The following is an 18,994-nucleotide window of genomic DNA, read 5'->3' on the forward strand; positions in this document are numbered from 1 at the left end:
GCGCGCGATGACCCGCCAGACCTGGGATCCGGGCGCCTACGACGCCCACGCGCGCTTCGTCTCGGACCTCGGAATGCCCGTCGTGGAGCTGCTCGCGCCACGGCGCGGCGAGCGCATCCTCGACGTCGGCTGCGGCGACGGCGCGCTCACACGCGCGCTCGTCGATCTCGGCTGCGACGTGATCGGGATCGACGCGAGCGAGGCGTTCGTCGTCGCGGCGCGCGCGCGCGGCATCGATGCGCGGGTGATGGACGGACAGGCGATCTCGCTCGACGACGAGGCGCCCTTCGACGCGGCGTTCAGCAACGCCGCGCTGCACTGGATGAAGGACGCGGACGCCGTGCTCGCGGGCGTGCGGCGCGTGCTGCGCCCCGGCGGCCGGTTCGTCGGCGAATTCGGCGGCCACGGCAACGTCGGCGCGCTGCATCGCGCGCTCGTCGAGGCGCTCGATGCGCGCGGTCACGACGGCCGCGCCGCGAGCCCGTGGTTCTTCCCGAGCGCGGAGGACCATCGCGCCCGGCTCGAGCGCGCGGGCTTCGAGGTGCGCGACGTCGCGCTGTTCCCGCGCCCCACGCCGCTGCCCGGGGACGTGATCGGCTGGCTCGAGACGTTCGCGCAGCGCTTCACGGGCGTGCTCCCCGAGCCCGAGCGACGCGCGTACCTCGAGGAGGTGCGCGCCCGCGTGGAGCCGGCGCTGCGTGATGCGAGCGGCGCGTGGACCGCGGACTACGTGCGCCTGCGCTTCGCCGCGTTCGTGCCCGCGTGATCACTCGTCGTCGTCGTCGCCGCGCTCTCCGAGCAGCGCCGCGCGCGTGACGCCTGCGCCGCGACCGCGCAGCGACGCGAGCGCCGCCTCGAGCTTGCGCCCACGCTCGACCCCGGGATCCGGGAAGAGCGTGCGCGCCTCGTCGATCGGCACGAGCGCGGACACGCTCACGCCGCTGAGCCGCACGCCCTTGCGCGCAAGCAGCGAGGGCTCGAAGCGCTCGAGGAGCGTTCGCGCCGCGCGATGGATCGACGTCGTGTCGGAGACCGCCTCGGGCAGCTGCATCGAGCGCGTCTTGAGCGTGAAGTCGCTGTACTTGAGCTTCACCGTGACGCCGCGCCCAGCGAGCCCCGCGAGGAACATGCGCTCCGCGACGCGCGAGCTCTGCGAGAGCAGCTTCGTCGCGACCGCGTCCTCGTCGCGCAGATCGTCGTCGAACGTCTCCTCGGCGCCGATCGACTTCGCGTCGCGCTCGGGCTCGACGTCGCGCTCGTCCTCGCCGCGCGCGAGCCGCGCCATCTCGGGGCCCCACTCACCGAACGCACGCGCGAGCCGCTCGTCGTCGGCGCGCGCGAGATCGCCGAGCGTGTGGTAGCCCGCCGCGTGCGCGCGCGGCGCGCTCTTCGGGCCCATGCCCCACATCCGCTCGATGGGCAGCGGCGCGAGGAATTCGCGCACCTCGCCCGCGTGCACCACCACGAGCCCGTCGGGCTTGCGCAGATCGCTCGCGATCTTCGCGACGAACTTCGACGGCGCGACCCCGGCCGACGCGGTGAGCCCGACCTCGTCGCGGATCGCGCGCTTGATCTGCGCGGCGATCGCCTCGCCGTCGCCGTAGAGCGCGCGGCTCGCGCCGACGTCGAGGAACGCCTCGTCGAGCGAGAGCCCTTCGACCAGCGGCGTGAACCGATGGAAGATCGCGAACACCTGGCGGCTCACCGACGCGTAGTGATCGTGCCGCGGCCACACGACGATCGCGTGCGGGCACCGGCGCATCGCCTCGCCCATCGACATCGCGGAGCGCACCCCGAACGTGCGCGCCTCGTACGACGCCGCCGACACCACGCCACGTCGCGCCGCGCCCCCGACGATCACCGGCTTGCCGCGGATCGACGGATCGTCGCGCTGCTCGACCGACGCGTAGAACGCGTCCATGTCGACGTGCAGGATGGTGCGCTCGACGTCGCGCGACACGGCGTCCGACTCTACGCTGCGCGCATGACACTGCCCACCGAGAGGCCGCCCACCGCCGACGAGCTCGCGACCCAGCTCGGCCTCGCGCCGCACCCCGAGGGCGGCTTCTACCGCGAGACGTACCGCGCGAGCACGATGGTCGACACCCCGCGAGGCCCACGCGCCGCGTCCACCGCGATCTACTTCCTCGTGCCGCGCGGCGCGTTCTCGGCGCTGCACCGCATCGCGAGCGACGAGGTCTGGCACCACTACGCGGGCGCGGCGCTGCGGGTCGTGCGCATCGCGGAGGACGGCGCGCGCGGCGATCTCGTGATCGGGCCCGGCGGCGCGCCCCAGGGCGTCGTCGAGGCGGGCGCGTGGTTCGGCGCGACGATCGAGGGCGACGGAGACTGGGCGCTGGTCGGGTGCACCGTCGCGCCGGGGTTCGACTTCGCCGACTTCGAGCTCGCGCAGCGCGCGGATCTGATCGCGCGCTTCCCGCAGCACGCGCAGGTGATCACGGCGCTGACGCGATCATGAGCGCAAGTGATGGATCGCCGACCGATCCATCACCCACGCTCATGGGTCACATCTGCGTGACGGTCAGCTGGTAGGGCGCCTGCGACGGCGGGCACACCGGCGCGCCGCCGCAGTCGTCGCCGGGCACCACGAACACCGAGTACGCGCCTGCCGCGAGCCGGTACACGGGGTTGCCCTGCTCGTCGAACTGCGGCTCGACCATCGCCGTCTCGCACGCGGGGAAGCGCACCGCGCCGCTGCAGATCATCGCGAACGGCGCCTGCTCTCCGGTGAGCCCGGGCGACACGACGTTCGCCATCAGGTTCGCCGGCGCGGCGAGCGAGAGCAGGTAACGCGGCAGCGGTGCGGGCGTGGGCTGGAGCTGACCGCTCTCGGTCGCGCCGACCGCGATCGCGCGCGCCGGCGCGGGGGGCGTCGCGGGCGCGTCGAGGATCGCCTCGAGCGGGTCGGTCGTGATGATCGCGCCGACCTGGTACTGCGGCGCCTGGCCGGGCTGGCGCGTCACGACTGCGCCGTAGAACAGCGTGCCGCGGATGCCGAGGCCGACGTTCGAGTCGCCGGTCTCGTAGATCGCGTCGAGGTCGCTGAGCAGGCCGTCGAGGTGCTGGCGGCGCGTCGCATCGTCGAGATCGGCGAGGCCCTCGGTCTGCGCGTCGCCGTACTTCACGAGCGCGACCACGCGGCGCGGCGTGCCGTCGATCACGCGCACCGCGACCGAGTCGCCGGGCTCGAGATCGGACAGCAGCGTCTGCGCCATCTGCTGCGCCTCGGGCCCCTCGCCCCACGCCTGGCCGTACTGGAAGTGCCCCTCCATCTCGGTCACGGCGTCGTTGCTGCCGCTGCTCGCCGCGCCTTCCTCGCCGCCGCCCGCCGTCGCGGTGCCGAGCACCGCGAAGACCGCGACGATCATCACGCTGAGCGCGCGCCGTCGGTTCTTCGTCATCAGCCGTTCTCCCAAGCTCGCGTCTCGGTCGTGAGGGCAGCCGCGCGACGCGAGCCAGCGCGCGTTCCACCGGAAGTCCAGATCGCCGCGACCAGCGCGACGGTGGTCAGGGCGAGGTCGAGCACGTCGAAGGTGCCCGGCACCACGCGCGCGAGCTGCGCGAGCTCCGCGCCCGGCCCGAGCGCGAGCGGGACGAAGAGCGCGAGCGCGCGCTCCTTCACGTCCGACTCGGCGTGCACGCGCGAGAGCGCCCACGTCAGCGCGTAGACCCAGAGCGCGTCGGGCAGCGAGAAGAGCGCCCACTCGGGCAGCACGATGTCCGTCGCGCGCAGCGAGCCGCGCAGCGCGCTCGCGACCTCGCGCACACCCAGCGCGTCCGCCCAGCGCCACCCGAGCAGCGAGCCATCGCGCCACCCGAGGTAGATCGCGCCCCCGACGATCAGCGGCAGGATCACGTGCAGCGACACGTCACGGCGATCGGTCCGGGCAAGGCGCATGGGCGGTCCGTTCTTACCGTCGTCGCGAAGGCGCAATTCCTCGCCTGCCCCCCGCGCGCGACGCGCGATGGTCGCGTCTGCGGCGCGCCGTTTCCAGGGGCGCGCGGACGATCTCGCGCGCCGCTCGATCGTGCCGTGCAAAAGAACGCGCGCGATCGCTCGGCCAGCTGGGGCGCTCGCTCGCACGGGCAGGGCCTGAGCGGGCGAGCCGACCGGGGACGCTCGTTCAGCGCGATCGACGACGGCGTCGGCTGCCGCGCTCCTCGCGCGGTCGCTCGCCCTGGGTCGCTTCGCCGCTCGTCGGCGTGCTCGGAGTCGGCGTCGTGGTCGCGGCCGGTGCGTTCTCCGGCGCGGCGGGCTCGCCGCGGCGCAGTCCGTCGAGCGGCTGCGGCGGCGGGAGCGGGACGCCCTCGACGATGTCTGCGCCCATCTCGCGGAACGGCGGATACTGCACGTCGTTGAGCCGCGTGAGCCCCTCGCGAAGCTGCGCGGTCCACGAGTTGAAGATGCGCAGCTCGATCGCCTGCTGGTAGCCGCCCTCGTACGCCTGCAGCGCCTGCTCTTCGATCGGGATGATGAACATCGCGAGCTGGTCGCGGTACGCCTGGTCTTCTTCTTCCGTGAGGTTCGGCGGGACCTCGAACTCGCGCAGCGACTGCGCGAAGAGCTCGTAGCTGCGACCGATCTGGAAGAGCGCCGCGGTCACGAGCTCGGCCACGCGCAGCTCGACGACCTCCGCGAACGCCGTCGATGCGTCGCGCAGCAGCTGGCTCTTGCGCTCGAGGCGCTGGCGCAATCCGTCGACCGGCCCGGCGATCTGCACGGTCTCGAACTCGCGAAGGACGAGCTCGCCCTGGAGATATCGCGCCTGCGCGAGCCAGTAGCGGCCGCGCTCGCCGAGGCGACGCAGCGCGCCGCGGCCCGTGCGCACCGCCTGCTGCAGCGCGCGATCCGCGCCCGCGCGATCCTCGGCGCGGAGCAGCACCTGCGCGAGGCGCGTCTGCGCCTCGACGTCGCGATCGGGGTTGCGGCTGCGCCGCGCGTACTCGGTGTAGACGCGCGCGGCCTCGGCCCAGCGCTCCGCGCCTTCGTGGGCGCGCGCGAGCATGAAGCTCACCTCGTCGCCCTGCGCGTCGCGCGCATGTCGCTCGAGGAACGCGTTCGCCGCGCGCACCGCGTCGTCCCAGTCCTCCGCCGCGAGCCGCAGCAGCACCGCGTTGTAGAGCGAGTCCGCCGCGTGCTCGCCCTGCGGGAAGCGCGTCCCGTACGCCTCGTAGAAGCGCGCCGCATCGGAGAACTGCGCGATCGACTCCATCATCTGCGCGCCCGACCACGCCGCCAGCGCGCCCTCGCTGCTGCCCGGGTGGAGCTCGATCAGACGGTCGTACGCGCTCGATGCGCCCGCGAGATCGCCCGCGCGCTGTCGCTCGAGGCCCGCGTTGTACCAGGCCTGTCGTGCCCGCGGATCGCGCGGGAACTCCTCGGCCGCGCGCTGGTACGCGGCCGCGGCCTCGCCGTGCTCGCCGCGGCCCGCGAGCTGCTCGCCGAGCGCGAACACGGCCTGGAGGATGAGCGTGTCGAGGCGCTGCTGCGCCTGCGCGTTCTGGAACGACGGCGCGGTCTTCAGACGTCGCGCCCAGGTCTCGATGTTCGCGTAGTCCTGCGCGCGATTGAACGAGTCGAGGATCAGCTCGCCCGCGGTCGCCGCATACTCGCTCTGCGGGAATCGCTCGAGCAGCTGACCGAACAGGCGCACTGCAGGGTCGTAGATCCCGCGGTCGTAATAGAGCCGTCCCTGGCGGAACAAGATCTCCGGCAGATCCGGGTCGTTGGGGAAGAGCTCGACGTAGAGCTCGATCGCCTCCGAGAACTTCACGTCGTTCTCGGTCTCTCCGCACGGGTCCTCCGCAGCACCCTCCGCGGGCGGCTGTGCCGGCGGCTGCACCGGAGGCCGCGCCGGCGTGGTGCCGCGCGTGCGGGTGCACGTCTCGAGCTGCCCTTCCCTCACCCGCTCGAACGCGCCGATCGCGTTGTAGAGCGCGTCGCGCGTGTGCTCACCCTGAGGGTTCCTGCGCGCGGCCGCGAGGTACTCGTCGCCTGCCTCCGGATACCGCTCGAGGCGATGGAACAGGATCTCCGCGCGATAGAAGTGCAGGTCGTACGCGCTCTCGCTCTCGGGGAAGTGCTCGAGATAGAGGTCGTATCCGCGCTCCGCCCACTCGAATCGAGTGCGCTGATCGTCGCGCTGTCCGAGCTCGTGCCAGCGCATCGCGCGCACGCGAATGGCACGCTCGATTCGCGTCCTCGCCGCTTCGACGACCTCGGGGTCGCTCTGCTGCTGCGCCCAGGATCCGCCGGGCAGATATCCGTCAGCCAGCGCGGTGAGCGCCTCGAGCGTGTGCTGCGAGTCGTCGAGCGCCGCGTATCCCGCCGCGATCTGCTGTGCCCAGAGCGGCGCGTCCTCGCTCGCCGGCTCCATCTCGAGCAACAAGCGATACGCGGCGATGCCCTGGTCGTAGCGCGCGTCGTCCATGTAGCGGAGCGACAGGCGCGACAGCACGCGCCCCGCATATCGCTCGCCGCCGATCTCCTCGAGGAAACGGAACACGTCCTGCGCGGTGTTGCGCTCGTCCTCGGTGAAGACCTGGATCAGATAGTCGAGCGCCTCACTCTGGAGATCGCGGAGACGTCGTCGCTGCGCGCTCGTGAGCTGGCCGCGATCGCGCCCGAGATCGAGCACCTGACGAAAGCGCGTCGCCGCTTCCGTCGTGCGGTTCATGCGCCACAGACACCACGCGCTCTTGAAGAGCGCCATGTCGTAGAGCTCGCTGTCGCGATAGCGCAGCACCTGCTCGAACTCGGGCAGCGCCGCCTCGAACTCGAGGTTCGCGAACGCCGCCTCCGCGAGCGCCATGTGCGCGTCGGGGACGAACCGGCTCTGCGGGAAGTCGCGCAGGATGCGTCGATAGAGCGCCAGCGCGCCCTCGAGATCCTGCAGCTCCGTGAGCGCGTACGCCTTCATGTAGAGCACGAAGTCGTAGCGGTCGTAGCCGCGATGCTGCTCGAGGATGCGATCGTAGAGCGTGATCGCAGGGCGGTAGTCGGGCGCGGGCTCGGCGCCGCGATTCTCCTCGGGCACTTGCTGCCACGCCGCGAAGCGCTCGAGGTACTGAGAGCGCGCGAGCTCCCAGCGCAGCTCGGCGAGGCGCAGCAGCGCGTCGGGCATCTCCGCCGCGGTCTCGGGCTCCTCGCGCACGAATTCCTCGAGCAGCGCGATCGCCTGATCGCGCCGCTCGCCTGCCAGGCGCTCGCGATCGCGCAGCAGTGTCTCGAGCTGCGCGTCGTGCCACTCGCGCGCGGCGGCACCGAGCGCGTCGGGCCGCTCGCGCAGATAGAGCCGCTCCTCGAGATCCTCGGGCGCGCCGCCCTCGTCGTCGCCGCGCAGCTGCGCGCGCTCGTCCTCGGTCGGACCCTCCGTCTCGATCCGCGACTCCGCCGCCGGCGTCTGGAAGCGCGCGCCGGCCTGCCCACGCTGTGCGCTCGCGGGCGAGGCGAGCGCGAGCAGGAGCGTGAGCACGACGACGCGCTTCATTCCGCGGCCTCGCTCTCGGGCTCGGGCGGCGCCTCGGCCTCGCTCTCCGACTCCTCGCTCTCCGACTCCTCGTCCTCTTCGTACTCGTCTTCCCAGTACTCGCCCTCGAAGGGCCAGTACTCCTCGTCGTCGCGCAGGAGGCCCTGGATGCGCAGCGGATCCTGCAGCTCCGCGGGGAAGCGCCCGGCCGCGAGGCTCTCGATCTGGATCTCGATGCGGCGCTTGCTGCCCATCACCGCGTCGATGCGCCCGATGCGCGCGCGACGAAGGCTCTGCGCGAGACGATCGCGCAGCTCGGTGATCGAGCGCACCGCGACGTCGTTCGCCGCGTCGATCATCCGCGCACGCAGCGCGGCCGCGCGCGCCGGCAGGTGGTATGCGGCGCGACGATCGCGACGCAGCATGCCGTCGAGATCGGTCGCCGCAGCGTCGGCGCTCGTCGGGGCTCCGCCGCTCGCCGCGATCATCTGTCGCATCGAGCGCTCGATCTGCTCGACGCGATCGCCGAGCCCCCGCAGCTCCTGCTCGAGCGGCTCGAGCCGATCCCGCGCCGCACCGGCGCGCCGCATCGTGTCGAGCTGATCGGTCATCGCGCGCAACGCTGCGCGTGCGCCCGCGAGATCGCGCGCCAGCGCCGCCGCCTCGTCCTCCGGCGCATCGGCTCGTGCCGCCGCCGCCTCGGGCGCTTCGCTGCCCGACAGCCGCGCTTCGATCGCGGCGATCTGATCGGCGACGCTCGCCGAGCGCGCCGCTTCCGCGTCGAGTGTGCGGATCTCCGCGTAGAGCCGGAAGAACGTGGGATCCACGCGCAGCAGACCGAGCAGCAGCTCGCGCGCCTCGGGCTCGGGCGCGATCTGCCCTTCCGGCACCGGCGGCGCCGGCGGTCGCGACTCGATCTCGAGCAGCTCCTCGAAGATGCGCGCGCGCCGCGACGGCGACGCGAGGATCCGATCGAGCTCGTCCCGGATCGGCTCGAAGCGCGCCGCGAACGCGACGAACCGGCGATCCGCCTCGTCGAACTCGCAGCGCGCGAGGTGCACGTAGCCGCGCAAGAGCGCCGCCTCGTCGACGAAGGGCGAGCTCGGGAAGCGCGCGCCGAGCTGATCGAGGAGATCGACCGCGGTCTCCGCGTCGCCTCCCTCGTACATCGACCACGCGGCCTCGAAGAGCGCCTCGCTGACGCGCTCCGAGTCGTTCGGCACCTGGAAGTAGTAGTAGAACGCGTCCTCGGCGCGCCGCCCTTCGTGCGCCACGCGACCGAGCGCGAGCCACGTGAGATCGCGGATCTCGAAGTAGCGGCGATCGACGTAGAACGTGAATCGATCGGTGTCCGGCGTGGTCGCGATCGAGCAGAAGCGCGCCTCCGCGTCGTCGAGCGCGCCCCGTCGCGCCGCGATCACGCCGCGCAGGTACTGCGCGTTCGCATAGAAGCGCGAGCGTCGCGTGACTTCCGCGAGCTGGGCGTCCGCCGCCGCGAGATCGTCCGCGTCGTAGCGCTCGCGCCCGCGCAGATAACGCAGCTCGTTCGCCGCATCGGGCGGCAGCGGATCGGCGCCCACGCCCTCGAGCGATGCGACGATCCCAGCGAGATCCGCGCCCGCGAGCGCGACGTCGACCGCGCGTCGATACGCCGGCCCGAAGTACGGATCGCTCGGACCGCGCGCGAGGATGCGCTCGAGCACGCGATACGCAGTGCGGAGCGCGCCCATCTCCTGGAGCGCGCCGGCGAGCATGAACTCGGCCTGGCGCATCTCCTCGGTCTCGGCGAAGTCCGCGAAGCGCGGCGACTCCGTCGCTTCCCAGAGCACGAGCGCGGCCTCGTCCCACCGCTCCTGCACGACGAGCGCCTCGCCGCGCTGCACCAGCTCGCGCAGCGCCTCGATCGATCCCGTCTCCGCGGCGAGCAGGCGACGATCGGCGAGCGAGCGATAGTAGTCGGCGAGCGTCGTTCCTTCCTGCGCCGCCGCGCGGCCACCGCCGCACAGCGCGAGGAGCAACGCGAGGCCGACGGCGCGCCGCATGCTCGATCAGCTCCTCGGAAGCGCGCGCGTCGCGACGCGCACCCGCGTGCGGATCTCGAAGCGACCTTCGCCGCCCGAGCGGAACTCGCGCGCGATGTCGGAGTCGTCCTCGAGCACGATCGTGATCTCGGTGAGGCGATCGCGGACGACGATGAAGCGGAACGACTCGCGCTGCGTGGTGCGGTACTCGGTGTCCTCGCGCGAGCGCTGCTCCATGTCGATCGTCAGCACGTGCGGCCCCGGCGCGAGCGCGCCTTCGAAGAGCTGACGTCCTTGATCGCCGCCCTCGAGCTCGCCGTCGGTGCGATGCACCGGCGTGCCGTCGAGCTCGAGCACGAACCGCGTGAGCGTCTGCTCGCCGCCGGTGCGGTCCTGCACCGTGATCGTCATGCGCGTCTGGAAGAGCTCCTGGCCGACGATCGCGACGCGCGACCGCGCCTGCACCATCTCGTCCATGAGCTGCACGTACTCCTGACGGAGCGGCGACAGATCGGGCGGCATCGGGCCGGGATCGGCGGCCGCCGCGGGCGGCGTCGGGCTCGGCGGAGGGGGCACGACCTGCGCGGCCGGCGGCGTCCCGCTCGTGGTCGTGGGCGTGGGCGTGGTCGTGGTCGTGGGCGGGGTCGTAGGCGGCGCCGTCGGATCGGCCGCAGGGGCTTCGGTCGTCGCCGGGCTCTCCTCGGGCGGCGGCTCCGCGCTCTCCGCGGGCTGCGTCGTCGCCCCGCGCGCGCCGCGACGACCGCGGCGTCGCTGCGCATCGGCGTCGCTCGCAGCGCCGAGCACCAGCGCCACGGCCAGAGCGATCGCGAACGGACGAAGCATCGCCGACTCCATCACGACTCGAAGGGGATGAAGATCGAGAGCCCCAGCGTCGCGGTCAGGTTGTTCACGATCGCCGACTCGCCGAGGAGCTCCTGCTCGAGGATCTGATCGCGCAGATCGATGCGGATCGAGAACCACTCGCCGAAGAAGAACTTCACGCCGATCCCGAAGCTGCCGGTGAGACCGCGCGACGTCTGGTTGTCGGTGACGCCGCCACCGAGCGCGATGTTGAAGTCGAAGCGCCCGATGTCGGCGCCGAACCAGCGCATCTTTCCGTACGCGAGCGTCCAGAGCAGATGCGCCTGGTAGATGTAGACCGGCTGATCGAGGCGGATCAGCGTGACGCCGCGATCGTTCTCGATGATTCGGACGAGCTCGGACTCCGCGCGCGAGTAGGCGAACGACGCCTCGAGCCCGATGTCCTCGGTGACGTGGTACGTGAGCGCGCCCTGCAGCAGGTACGACGCGCTGAGCAGATCGGCGGCGTACACACCGCCCATCGCGCTCAGCTCGAAGCGCCCGGCCTTCTGGAAGATCCGCTCGCGCACGCCGCGATAACGACGTCGCGCGTTGAGCTCGTCGCGGATCGCCTCGTCGATGCACGCCGAGGTCGTCGTCGTGTCCTGCGCCGACGCGATCGATGGAACGAGCGCGCTCGCGAACAGCGCGAGTGTCAGCACGCATCGCTCGATCATCGCGCGCTCGGAGCTCGTTCGTGGAGCGCAGCGCACGCGCGGCCGGACCGGCATCGGCCTCGATTGGTATCCCCGCCCGCATCTCCGAGTCAATGCCGTTACGTGCCAAGGGGCTGCACACCTCGCCCCGGGTCTCGCGCCCCCGACGTCCATGCCGTGACGCGCTTTCGTCGTTCGCGAGCGAGCACGGTCGGGGTACCCTCGTCGCGCGATGAGCGCGCAGGGAGATGCCGCTCCGACGTACGTGCTCTGGTTGGGGGACGACGTCGGGCCACTGCACCGAGAGCTCGCCGTTCGCGGCGTCGACGTCGTGAGGGCGCCCGCGACGATGACCGCGCGCGAGATCGCGGCGCTCGCGCCCGACCTCGTGGTGCTCGGCGCGAGCGCGATCGAGCGCGCCGAGTCGCTCGCCGCGGAGCTCGAGGTGGAGCGTCCGGTGAGCCCGCCGCCGCTCGTGGTGCTCGAGCCCGGGATCGACACCGAGCTCGAGCGACGGTACGGCGTGGTCGCGAGCCTCGACTCGACGATCGCCACGTCGCAGCTCGCGCCGCGCGTCGAGGGGCTGCTCGCGAAGCTCGCGTCGTCGCACGGGCAGTGGTCGCTCTCGCTCGCGCCGCGCGAGGTCGAGGGATTCGCGACGCGCGCGAAGGAAGATCGTCGCGCGGGCGTGCTCCTCTGCGGCAGCCCGCCCGCGGCGATCGCGATGACCGCCGACGGATCGTGCGCGCCGTCGCTCGCGAGCTTCGTCGAGCGCACGTCGTCGAACGCGAGCCTCACGCTGCGCTTCTACGAGCGCGCGCCGGGGCGGCTCACCGTGCTCGGCCCCGAGGTAGGGCCCGAGGAGAGGAAGCGACGCGCGACGACGCGCCTCGACGGCCTCGCGGTGATCGTGATCGAGGGCGGCGGAGGGTCGTGGTCGGCGGTCGCGGAGGCGCTGCGCGACGTCGGCGCGAACGCGCGCGTGGTCTCGGCGCGCAAGGACGCCCTCGAAGAGGCGCGCACCGCCGACCCGGCGGCGATCGTGGTGCCGACGGCGGCGCTCGCGACGCCGGGCGGGCGCACCATCCTCGAAGATCCGCGGCTCGCGTCGGCTGCGCTGATCGTGGTGGCGCCCGAGCGCCTCGCGCGCAGCGGCACGGCGCTCGTGGTCGCGACGGTGATCGACGCGTGCGCGCACGAGCTCGCGCTGCGCGCGCGGGCGCTGGACGCGCCGCTGATCGAGCGCGTCGAGACGCTCGGGCCCGCGCGATGGCTGAAGACCCTCGCGCGCAGCGAGGACGCTGTGCGCATGCGGGTGCGCGGCGCGACCGGCCAGGGCGAGCTCGTGCTCGCGTCGGGACGGATCAAGGACGCGAGCTTCACGCCGCGCGATCAGGGCGCGAGCCCGCTGCAGGGCGCGGCCGCGGTGCGTGCCGTCGTGGCGACGAGCTACGGGACGCTGCTCGCGAACCGCGCCGACACGCCGCCGCACGAGCGCGCGCCGTTGCGCACCGCGAACGCGGTCCCGAGCGTGAAGCGCGCACTGCCGGCCCCCGCACCGCGCGCAGCCGCGCGACCTGCGCCCGTCGCGAGCGCGGCGCGCGTCGCGGCACCGAGCGCGAACGGCGCGCGCATCGAGCCCGCGGCCGCGCACCGCACGAGCGCCGCGGCGCGCCTCGAGGCGCAGCCCGCGGTCACGTCGAACGGGATCGCATCGAGCGCCGCCTCGTCGAACGCGGCCACATCGAGCGCGGTGCGCGTCGACGCCGGAGCGATCGAGCACGAAGAGCGCACCGCGACCGCGGGGCCCGAGATCGTTCGCGCGAAGCTGACGGAGTCAGCTCACGACGACGCGCAGCGCGACTCCATCGGATCGCGCATCACCCGGCCGGCCGAGGTCGCGCGCGTCGAGGACGACGAGGACGACGAGCCGACCATGCTCGCCGTGCGTCCTGCCTGGCTCGCGGCGCTCGCGAGCGAGCCGAGGCCCGCGGAGCGCGAGCCCAGCGTCACGACCGGCGAAGAGCTCACGACGATCGCGATGGGCTCCGGCCGAGCGCTCGCCGACGATGCGGCGCCGAGCACGCCGGAGCCGGTCGTCGCTCTCCCGCCGAACGAGCCCGCGATCACGCCGCGCGGTCCGAGCTTGCCGGCGCCGCAGCCGCGCTCGCGCACGCCGCTGCTCGCGCTCGCGGGGCTCGTCGTGATCGGGCTCGGGGTCGGCGCGTGGGTCGCGCGCGATCGTCTGTTGCCGCAGCAGCTCCCCGACGCGCCGATCGCGGTCGCCGCGGCACCACATGCGACGCCGATCGAGCCGAGCTCCGCGGCACCGACGGCACTCGTCGAGCCCAGCCCCGCCGCGCCGAGCGAAGCGATCGAGCCCGACGCGCCGATCGAGCCCGTCGCTGCGCCCGAGGCCACGGCGCCCGAGCCCACCGCGCCCGAGGCCACCGCGCCCGAGCCCACGCCGCCCGCAGTCCCCGACGCGCCCGCGGCCGAGCCCACGACCGCCGCGCCGCCGACCGGCGAGGGCGCGATCGTCGACGCGCGCGCCGCCGCGCGGATCGTGCTCCAGGCCGATCAGGCGATGCGCGCGCGGCAATACCAGCGCGCGCTCGAGCTCGCCGATCAGGCGCTCGCGCTCGATCCCACCAACGCGCGTGCCTTCTACGATCACGCCGTCGCGGTGCTGCGCCTCGGTCGCGACGCCGAAGCGCTCGAGTGGGCAGAGCGCGGCACGCGCCTCGACCGCGAAGAGCCGCTCTTCTGGCTGCTCATCGGCGACATCCACCAGCAGAACGGACGCCGCGTCCGCGCGCGTGATGCGTGGGAGCGCTGCATGCGCATCGCGTCCGGTCACGAGTCGTGCGCGCGCCGGCTCGGCACGGGCACGACCGCGACGCCGAGCACCGCGCCGAGCGAGCCGGCACCCGAATAGCGAACCGACACCAGGAGGACGGATGGCGAGCACCCCGAGCGAGAAGATCGACGCCGCGAGCGAGCCCCGCCCGTTCGCATCCAAGCTGCCCGAGGGCCGCCAGCGCTTCCTCGCGCACACGATCGAGCACGCGCTCGCGTGCGGTCGCCGCACGCACGCCGACTTCCTGCGTCACTTCCCGCCCGCGGCGATCATGCACGCCCTGCAGGATCACCCCGATCTCCGCGCGAGCATCATCGAGGTCGCGACCGGTGTCCGCTTCAAGATCGCGGTGAAGAAGTCCGCCGAGGCATGCGGCGTCGATCTGCAGATCGCGCTCGACGAAGGCGAGACCCAGCCGAACGTCGTCGTGCAGCAGCTCCACCCCGACGATCGCGTGCGCTACCTCGATGCGCGCGCGCTGTGGAGGTTCCTCTCCGAGGGCGCGTTCTGGACGACCAGCGCACAGAAGGATCGCGCGCGCCACGCGATCGCGGCCGAGCACATCGCGTTCATGCTCGATCGCGCGCTCGTCGATCAGCTCCTCACGCACCGCGACATCGTCGAGGGCATCACGGTGACGCGGCTGAGCGAGCTCCTGCCGCGCACCGAGCTCGAGATGCTGCTCGCCGCGGCGCTGAAGGTCGGCAGCGAGAACAAGCCCTTCGTCGAGAAGACGCTGCTGACGATCACACCGATCACCACGCTGGTGCGGCACATCCCGCTCGACTGGATCTGGGAGCAGGTCGTCGTGCCGCGCATCGCGGAGGTGCACGGCCTCGTGCCCGAAGCGACCACGATGAGCCCGCCGGTGCAGCCTCCGCCGCCGCTCATGATCGCGTCGGCGAGCGCGCCGAGCAGCAGCGAGACCGACATCGAGGTGAAGGTCACGATGGACGAGCCCGAGCCCGCGGCGTCGGCGATGGACGTCGAGGTCGACGAGATCCTCGGCAGCATGGGCGAGCCCGAGGGCAAGAGCGGCGTGAAGAGCACGAGCGGCCCCGGCACCGGCCGCATCGCGATCCCGAAGCCCGCGCTCAAGCGCGGATGACGCGATCGAGCGGGCGCACGAGCTGCGCCCGCGCCGAGTCGTCGATCGGCGGCTCGACGCCGAACGCGTCCGGCACGCGGTCGCGCGGCATCCGGAACGTGCCGAACATCACGTCCCAGATCGCCAGGACACCGCCGAAATTCGAGCCCTGCGCCTCGCGCTCGATCGCGTGGTGCCAGCGATGGAAGTCCGGCGTCGCGATCACGTATCGCAGCGGCCCGAGCGAGAGCCGCACGGCGCTGTGCAGGTAGAGCGTGTGGAGCAGCAGCGCGGGCCCGATCGCGACGAACACCCGCGGGTCGAAGCCGAGCAACAGGATCGGCAGCGTCACCGCGACGTTGTCGACGAGGTCGTCGAGCGGGTGCATGCGCGCGGCAGCGAGCCAGTCGAGCTCGCGCGCCGAGTGGTGGATCGCGTGGAGCGGAAAGAAGCGCGCGTGATGGCGCGCGCGATGGCTCCAATAGGACACGAAGTCGGCGATGACGATCGCAGTCGCGAATTGTACGAGCAGCGGCCATCGCCCGAAGGGCAGCGGACTGCGCGCGTGGAACACGTCGAGCAGCGCCGTGAGGTCTCCGAGCCCCAGCGCGAGCGCGACGAGCGCCGCGAACGTCAGCGTCGCTGCGCGCGTGAGAAAGCCCGTGCCGAGCGGCGTCACGAGCCAATAGAGCCAGTCGACGCGCCGAGCGCGCGAGAGCACCCGAGGCGCAGGCACCGCGCTCGGCCGGAGACGCTGCGCGAGCGCGCAGAGCGGCGCGATCACGAGGAACCCGACGTAGACGATCGCGAGCGAGCGCACCTATCGCTGCAGCTCCTCGATCCGCGGGAATCGCGACCACGGGTCGGACCGCCGATCGAGCGCGTTGTACTCGCAGAAGCTGCGCGCGCGGCCCTGCGTGTCCGTGATGTGATGGCAGCAGCTCGCGATGCGATCCTGGTCGTACGAGTGACGATCCATGAACGGCTTGATCGCGATCGAGAACATGTCGGTCGACTTCACGAGCCGACCACCGATCCACCCGGCGACCTTGTGGATCACCGAGCGATCGTCGGTGCCGACGACCTCGCGGATCTCCGACGTCGACATCAGCGTCTTGTAGGCGACGCGCTCCATCGCCTTCTCCATGTCGACGTAGCGCACGACGTTGTGGACCATCCCGAAGCGCCGCAGGAACACCGTGATCCACCCGCAATTCGGGTGACTGCACGGGATCGGCACGAAGTCCTCGCGGCGCATCCGCAGCCGCGCGCGCTCGTGCACGGCGCGCGCGACGTCCGAGAGCGTGAGCCGCTCCATCGGATCCATGTCGAGCTCGTAGCGCCCCGACCACGTCACCGGCTGCAGCGCGACCAGCTTCACCGCGTGGTGCGCGAGCGCGACGTCGACCACGTCCCCGAGCTCCGCCTCGTTCACGCCGCGCGCGATCGTCATCGTGAGCTGCATCGGGACCCCGAGCGCGTCGAGCGACTCGATGATCCTGCGCCGCAGATCGGCCGGCTCGGCGCCGCGGATCGTCTGGTTCGCAGTGCGCGAGAGCGCGTCGAACTGCAGGAGCACCATGATCTTGTCGGCGAACGGCGCGAACCTCGCGCGCTCCTCCTCCTTCGCGAGGCGGAGCCCGTTCGTCGGTACGTAGATCTTCCCGACGCCGTCCAGCCGATACAGGAAGTCGATCATCTCCCAGAATTGCGGGTGGAGCGTCGACTCACCGCCCGTGACTTGCACCGAGTCGAGGCGGCCCTTCTGCTCGATGAGCGCGAGAATCGTCTTCTGGAACTCGGCGAGCGGCAGATATCGATCGCCCGCGCTCTCCGAATAACAGACCTTGCAGGCGAGATTGCACGCGTCGGTCACCTCGACGAGGATCGTGCAAGTCCGATTGGCACTCTGATCGGTGCCATCGCCGGTGTCGCAGCTCTCGCCCGGCGCACAACAGCCGGTCGCGGCGCCCAGGAATTCGGGGATGTGGAACGTGCGGTCCTCGGCGAACCGGCGCCCCACACGATCCTTGTTCGAGAGCGCGTAGTAGCGCGCATCGCTCTCGACGAGCGCCTCGCTCGCGCCGTGGTCGGGACAGCGCTTGGTCATGATCACGCGCCCTGCCCGCTCGAACACGAGCGCCGGCACGTGCGCGAGGCACGTCGGGCAGAGGCTCACGGTGGTCTTCAGCGGGCGATCGACGTCGCGCGCGCCGAGCGTCGTGACCGCGCGATCGGCATCCATCTCGGCGAGCTCGCGCGAGAGCCGCGCGATGCGCTCGGCGCGCGAGACCGGCGCCGGCGCCATCCCGAGACGCAGCTTCTTCTTCGGAGTCGTCGTGTTCCCGTCAGCCACCGCTCTGCTCCATGACGAACGCCGACGCGGCGTACACCAGACGACGCGCAAAAGGCACGCGCGAGCCCAGTCGCGCGAGGAACGTGCGCGTCTGTCGCGCGGAGAACGCGCTCGTCGCAGCGGCCTCGGCGCGCTCGTGCATCTCGACGATCACGCGCCGCTCGATCTCGGTCGTGAGCGCGATCAGCGCGTCGTGGGTCGTGCGCACGTGACGCGCTTCGTCCGCGTGGACGCGCTCGACGACCGACAGAACGTGGTCGCGACGCCGCAGCGCGCACGCCTCGACGTGGTAGTCGAGCGAGCGCATGACGCGCTTCTCGAGGTGATGCGCGTGCGCGAGGAAGTGCGCGACCTTGAGACGGATCACGTCGCGCCCGTCGCCGTCGTGGATCGCCCACGAGATCGGCGTGTGCGCGCGGATCGCGTGGTTGAACACGTCGCGCTCGTCGACGTCGTGCACCGGCTCGCCGAGCCTCTCGATCGCGCGGGTGTACAGCGCCGCGTGGCCTCGCTCGTCGCCGGCGTGGCGCTTCAGCTGCTCGGCGAGCTCCGGCCACCAGGCGCGCACCGCGCCGTGCGGGAAGTAGTCGGTGACGGTCTCGGGATGACGCTCGCCCGCGCGATAGAGCGCGAGCGCCCACGCGTGCACCGCCGGCTGATCGACGATGTCGAGGTGCCAGCGCAGCTTCGCCGCATGCTCGAGCATCAGTGACCGCTGCACGTCAGGAAGATCAGGAACGCGCCCGCGAGCACGATCGCGATCACGACCCCGAGCACGACGAGGATCGTCGCGCCGACGACGCCCATCCCCGCGAAACAGCCGACTGCCGCGGTCTTCGCGAGCTCGGCGTCGTCTCCACTCGGATCACGGGGCGGCGGTGCTTGCTCGGACGTCATCGGAGCGCTCCGTGGTCGAGACGGTCTGCGGCGCAGGCAGGCGGCGCACGAGGCCGAACACGCCGCACGCGATCATCGCGAGGGCGAAGAGCTGGTAGGCGGAGAGCGAGAGCAGATATTCGCGCGAGTCGCGCAGTGGCTCGACACCGAATCGGAAGACGCCGTACGCGAGGAGATGGATCGCGAAGAGCCGCCCTCGCAGCACCCCGCGCCGCAGCAGCACGACGAACACGACGCCGAGCACGAGGTGGAACGCGAGCTCGAAGAGCGCAGTCGGATGGCGCAGCACGCCGTGCTCGTCGGGCAGACCGAGCGCGCTCTCGGTCGGCAGACCGTTGCAACACCCGGCGAACCAACATCCCACCCGCCCGATCGCGATCGAGAACGGCAGCACCGCCGCGAAGCGATCGTTCGGCGGCTCACGATGTCCGAACACCGGCTTGAGCAGCTCGGCAGTGAGGAACCCGAAGAGCAGCCCGCCGGTGATCGAACGTCCGGTCGCGAAGATCGCGACGGGAGACTCGATCGGCTCGATGGGCCAGCGCAGGTCGCCGATGATCGCGGCGACCTTCGCGCCGATCAGCGCCCCGATCAACGTGGCGAGCTGCAGCCCCTGATAGCGGCGCCGCACCGCGGGATCGGTGAACGTGCGCCCCGATGGAAAGAGCACCGCGAGCGCGAGCCCGGCGAGCACCGGCAGCACGTACGCGGGATGGAATCCGCGCGACAGCGTCTCGATCAGCTCGCCCCCCGGCACGATGCGGGA

16 protein-coding genes are annotated in these 18,994 nt (G+C 72.1%); 4 read left to right on the forward strand and 12 right to left on the reverse strand.

Features of this window, described 5'->3' with window-relative positions; genetic code table 11:
* Positions 1-7: 7 nt before the first annotated feature.
* Positions 8-766 carry a class I SAM-dependent methyltransferase gene (locus tag DB32_RS30695; protein ID WP_053236206.1) on the forward strand — a complete coding sequence of 253 codons (759 nt, stop codon included), beginning with the start codon at positions 8-10 and terminating at the stop codon, positions 764-766.
* On the opposite strand, the gene DB32_RS30700 is transcribed toward DB32_RS30695, so the two are convergent.
* Positions 767-1,960 carry a DNA polymerase IV gene (locus tag DB32_RS30700; RefSeq protein WP_075097665.1) on the reverse strand — a complete coding sequence of 398 codons (1,194 nt, stop codon included), beginning with the start codon at positions 1,958-1,960 and terminating at the stop codon, positions 767-769.
* 24 nt (positions 1,961-1,984) lie between these two features.
* Between DB32_RS30700 and DB32_RS30705 the strand changes: the two genes are divergently transcribed.
* Positions 1,985-2,479, forward strand: coding sequence for a cupin domain-containing protein (locus tag DB32_RS30705; RefSeq protein WP_053239013.1), 495 nt, complete (start codon positions 1,985-1,987; stop codon positions 2,477-2,479).
* A gap of 46 nt (positions 2,480-2,525) precedes the next feature.
* On the opposite strand, the gene DB32_RS30710 is transcribed toward DB32_RS30705, so the two are convergent.
* The 6 genes from DB32_RS30710 to DB32_RS45795 form a co-directional block, all read right to left on the reverse strand.
* Entirely contained in the window at positions 2,526-3,422 is an 897-nt protein-coding gene (locus tag DB32_RS30710; RefSeq protein ID WP_053236207.1) for a hypothetical protein, read from the reverse strand.
* Positions 3,422-3,919 (reverse strand): hypothetical protein, encoded by a 498-nt coding sequence (locus DB32_RS30715; RefSeq protein ID WP_157069581.1) that lies wholly within the window; start codon positions 3,917-3,919, stop codon positions 3,422-3,424. The genes DB32_RS30710 and DB32_RS30715 overlap by 1 nt, the downstream gene beginning before the upstream one ends.
* Before the next feature lie 226 nt (positions 3,920-4,145).
* Positions 4,146-7,511: a tetratricopeptide repeat protein gene (locus DB32_RS30720; protein ID WP_053236209.1), complete on the reverse strand. Its 3,366-nt coding sequence runs from the start codon at positions 7,509-7,511 to the stop codon at positions 4,146-4,148.
* Positions 7,508-9,532: a tetratricopeptide repeat protein gene (locus DB32_RS30725; protein WP_053236210.1), complete on the reverse strand. Its 2,025-nt coding sequence runs from the start codon at positions 9,530-9,532 to the stop codon at positions 7,508-7,510. The genes DB32_RS30720 and DB32_RS30725 overlap by 4 nt, the downstream gene beginning before the upstream one ends.
* Positions 9,533-9,538: 6 nt before the next feature.
* Positions 9,539-10,354, reverse strand: coding sequence for a hypothetical protein (locus tag DB32_RS30730; RefSeq protein ID WP_157069582.1), 816 nt, complete (start codon positions 10,352-10,354; stop codon positions 9,539-9,541).
* Between the two features lie 11 nt (positions 10,355-10,365).
* On the reverse strand, positions 10,366-11,049 hold the full coding sequence (locus DB32_RS45795; protein ID WP_169791612.1) for an outer membrane beta-barrel domain-containing protein: 684 nt from the start codon (positions 11,047-11,049) through the stop codon (positions 10,366-10,368).
* A 211-nt stretch (positions 11,050-11,260) separates the two neighbouring features.
* On the opposite strand from DB32_RS45795, the gene DB32_RS30740 reads away from it, so the two are divergent.
* Both DB32_RS30740 and DB32_RS30745 read left to right on the forward strand, forming a co-directional pair.
* A complete protein-coding gene (locus DB32_RS30740; protein WP_053236213.1) occupies positions 11,261-13,966 on the forward strand; it encodes a tetratricopeptide repeat protein in 2,706 nt (901 codons plus the stop codon).
* Between the two features lie 22 nt (positions 13,967-13,988).
* The gene (locus tag DB32_RS30745; protein ID WP_053236214.1) at positions 13,989-14,996 is read left to right on the forward strand and encodes a hypothetical protein; all 1,008 of its coding nucleotides are present in this window, start codon (positions 13,989-13,991) and stop codon (positions 14,994-14,996) included.
* On the opposite strand, the gene DB32_RS30750 is transcribed toward DB32_RS30745, so the two are convergent.
* From DB32_RS30750 to DB32_RS30765, 5 genes are read right to left on the reverse strand one after another with little or no spacing between them, the layout of a single operon-like run.
* A complete protein-coding gene (locus tag DB32_RS30750) occupies positions 14,983-15,795 on the reverse strand; it encodes a sterol desaturase family protein (RefSeq protein ID WP_053236215.1) in 813 nt (270 codons plus the stop codon). The genes DB32_RS30745 and DB32_RS30750 overlap by 14 nt on opposite strands.
* Positions 15,796-17,331 (reverse strand): radical SAM protein, encoded by a 1,536-nt coding sequence (locus DB32_RS30755; RefSeq protein WP_053236216.1) that lies wholly within the window; start codon positions 17,329-17,331, stop codon positions 15,796-15,798.
* The gene (locus tag DB32_RS30760) at positions 17,324-18,052 is read right to left on the reverse strand and encodes a hypothetical protein (protein WP_157069584.1); all 729 of its coding nucleotides are present in this window, start codon (positions 18,050-18,052) and stop codon (positions 17,324-17,326) included. The genes DB32_RS30755 and DB32_RS30760 overlap by 8 nt, the downstream gene beginning before the upstream one ends.
* Positions 18,037-18,228: a hypothetical protein gene (locus DB32_RS47310; RefSeq protein ID WP_157069585.1), complete on the reverse strand. Its 192-nt coding sequence runs from the start codon at positions 18,226-18,228 to the stop codon at positions 18,037-18,039. The genes DB32_RS30760 and DB32_RS47310 overlap by 16 nt, the downstream gene beginning before the upstream one ends.
* A complete protein-coding gene (locus tag DB32_RS30765) occupies positions 18,197-18,985 on the reverse strand; it encodes a prolipoprotein diacylglyceryl transferase (RefSeq protein ID WP_053236218.1) in 789 nt (262 codons plus the stop codon). Before DB32_RS30765 ends, DB32_RS47310 begins: the two co-directional genes overlap by 32 nt.
* Positions 18,986-18,994: the final 9 nt, after the last annotated feature.

Origin of the sequence: Sandaracinus amylolyticus, assembly GCF_000737325.1 — a bacterium.
GTDB lineage: Bacteria > Myxococcota_A > Polyangia > Polyangiales > Sandaracinaceae > Sandaracinus > Sandaracinus amylolyticus.

Coding starts and splice junctions, on each gene's coding strand:
- DB32_RS30730 (WP_157069582.1), bottom strand. CDS start 10,354: ATGCTTCGTCCGTTCGCGATCGCTCTGGCCGTGGCGCTGGTGCTCGGC.
- DB32_RS30715 (WP_157069581.1), bottom strand. CDS start 3,919: ATGCGCCTTGCCCGGACCGATCGCCGTGACGTGTCGCTGCACGTGATC.
- DB32_RS30745 (WP_053236214.1), top strand. CDS start 13,989: ATGGCGAGCACCCCGAGCGAGAAGATCGACGCCGCGAGCGAGCCCCGC.
- DB32_RS30740 (WP_053236213.1), top strand. CDS start 11,261: ATGAGCGCGCAGGGAGATGCCGCTCCGACGTACGTGCTCTGGTTGGGG.
- DB32_RS30695 (WP_053236206.1), top strand. CDS start 8: ATGACCCGCCAGACCTGGGATCCGGGCGCCTACGACGCCCACGCGCGC.
- DB32_RS30725 (WP_053236210.1), bottom strand. CDS start 9,532: ATGCGGCGCGCCGTCGGCCTCGCGTTGCTCCTCGCGCTGTGCGGCGGT.
- DB32_RS30705 (WP_053239013.1), top strand. CDS start 1,985: ATGACACTGCCCACCGAGAGGCCGCCCACCGCCGACGAGCTCGCGACC.
- DB32_RS47310 (WP_157069585.1), bottom strand. CDS start 18,228: ATGACGTCCGAGCAAGCACCGCCGCCCCGTGATCCGAGTGGAGACGAC.
- DB32_RS45795 (WP_169791612.1), bottom strand. CDS start 11,049: ATGATCGAGCGATGCGTGCTGACACTCGCGCTGTTCGCGAGCGCGCTC.
- DB32_RS30710 (WP_053236207.1), bottom strand. CDS start 3,422: ATGACGAAGAACCGACGGCGCGCGCTCAGCGTGATGATCGTCGCGGTC.
- DB32_RS30720 (WP_053236209.1), bottom strand. CDS start 7,511: ATGAAGCGCGTCGTCGTGCTCACGCTCCTGCTCGCGCTCGCCTCGCCC.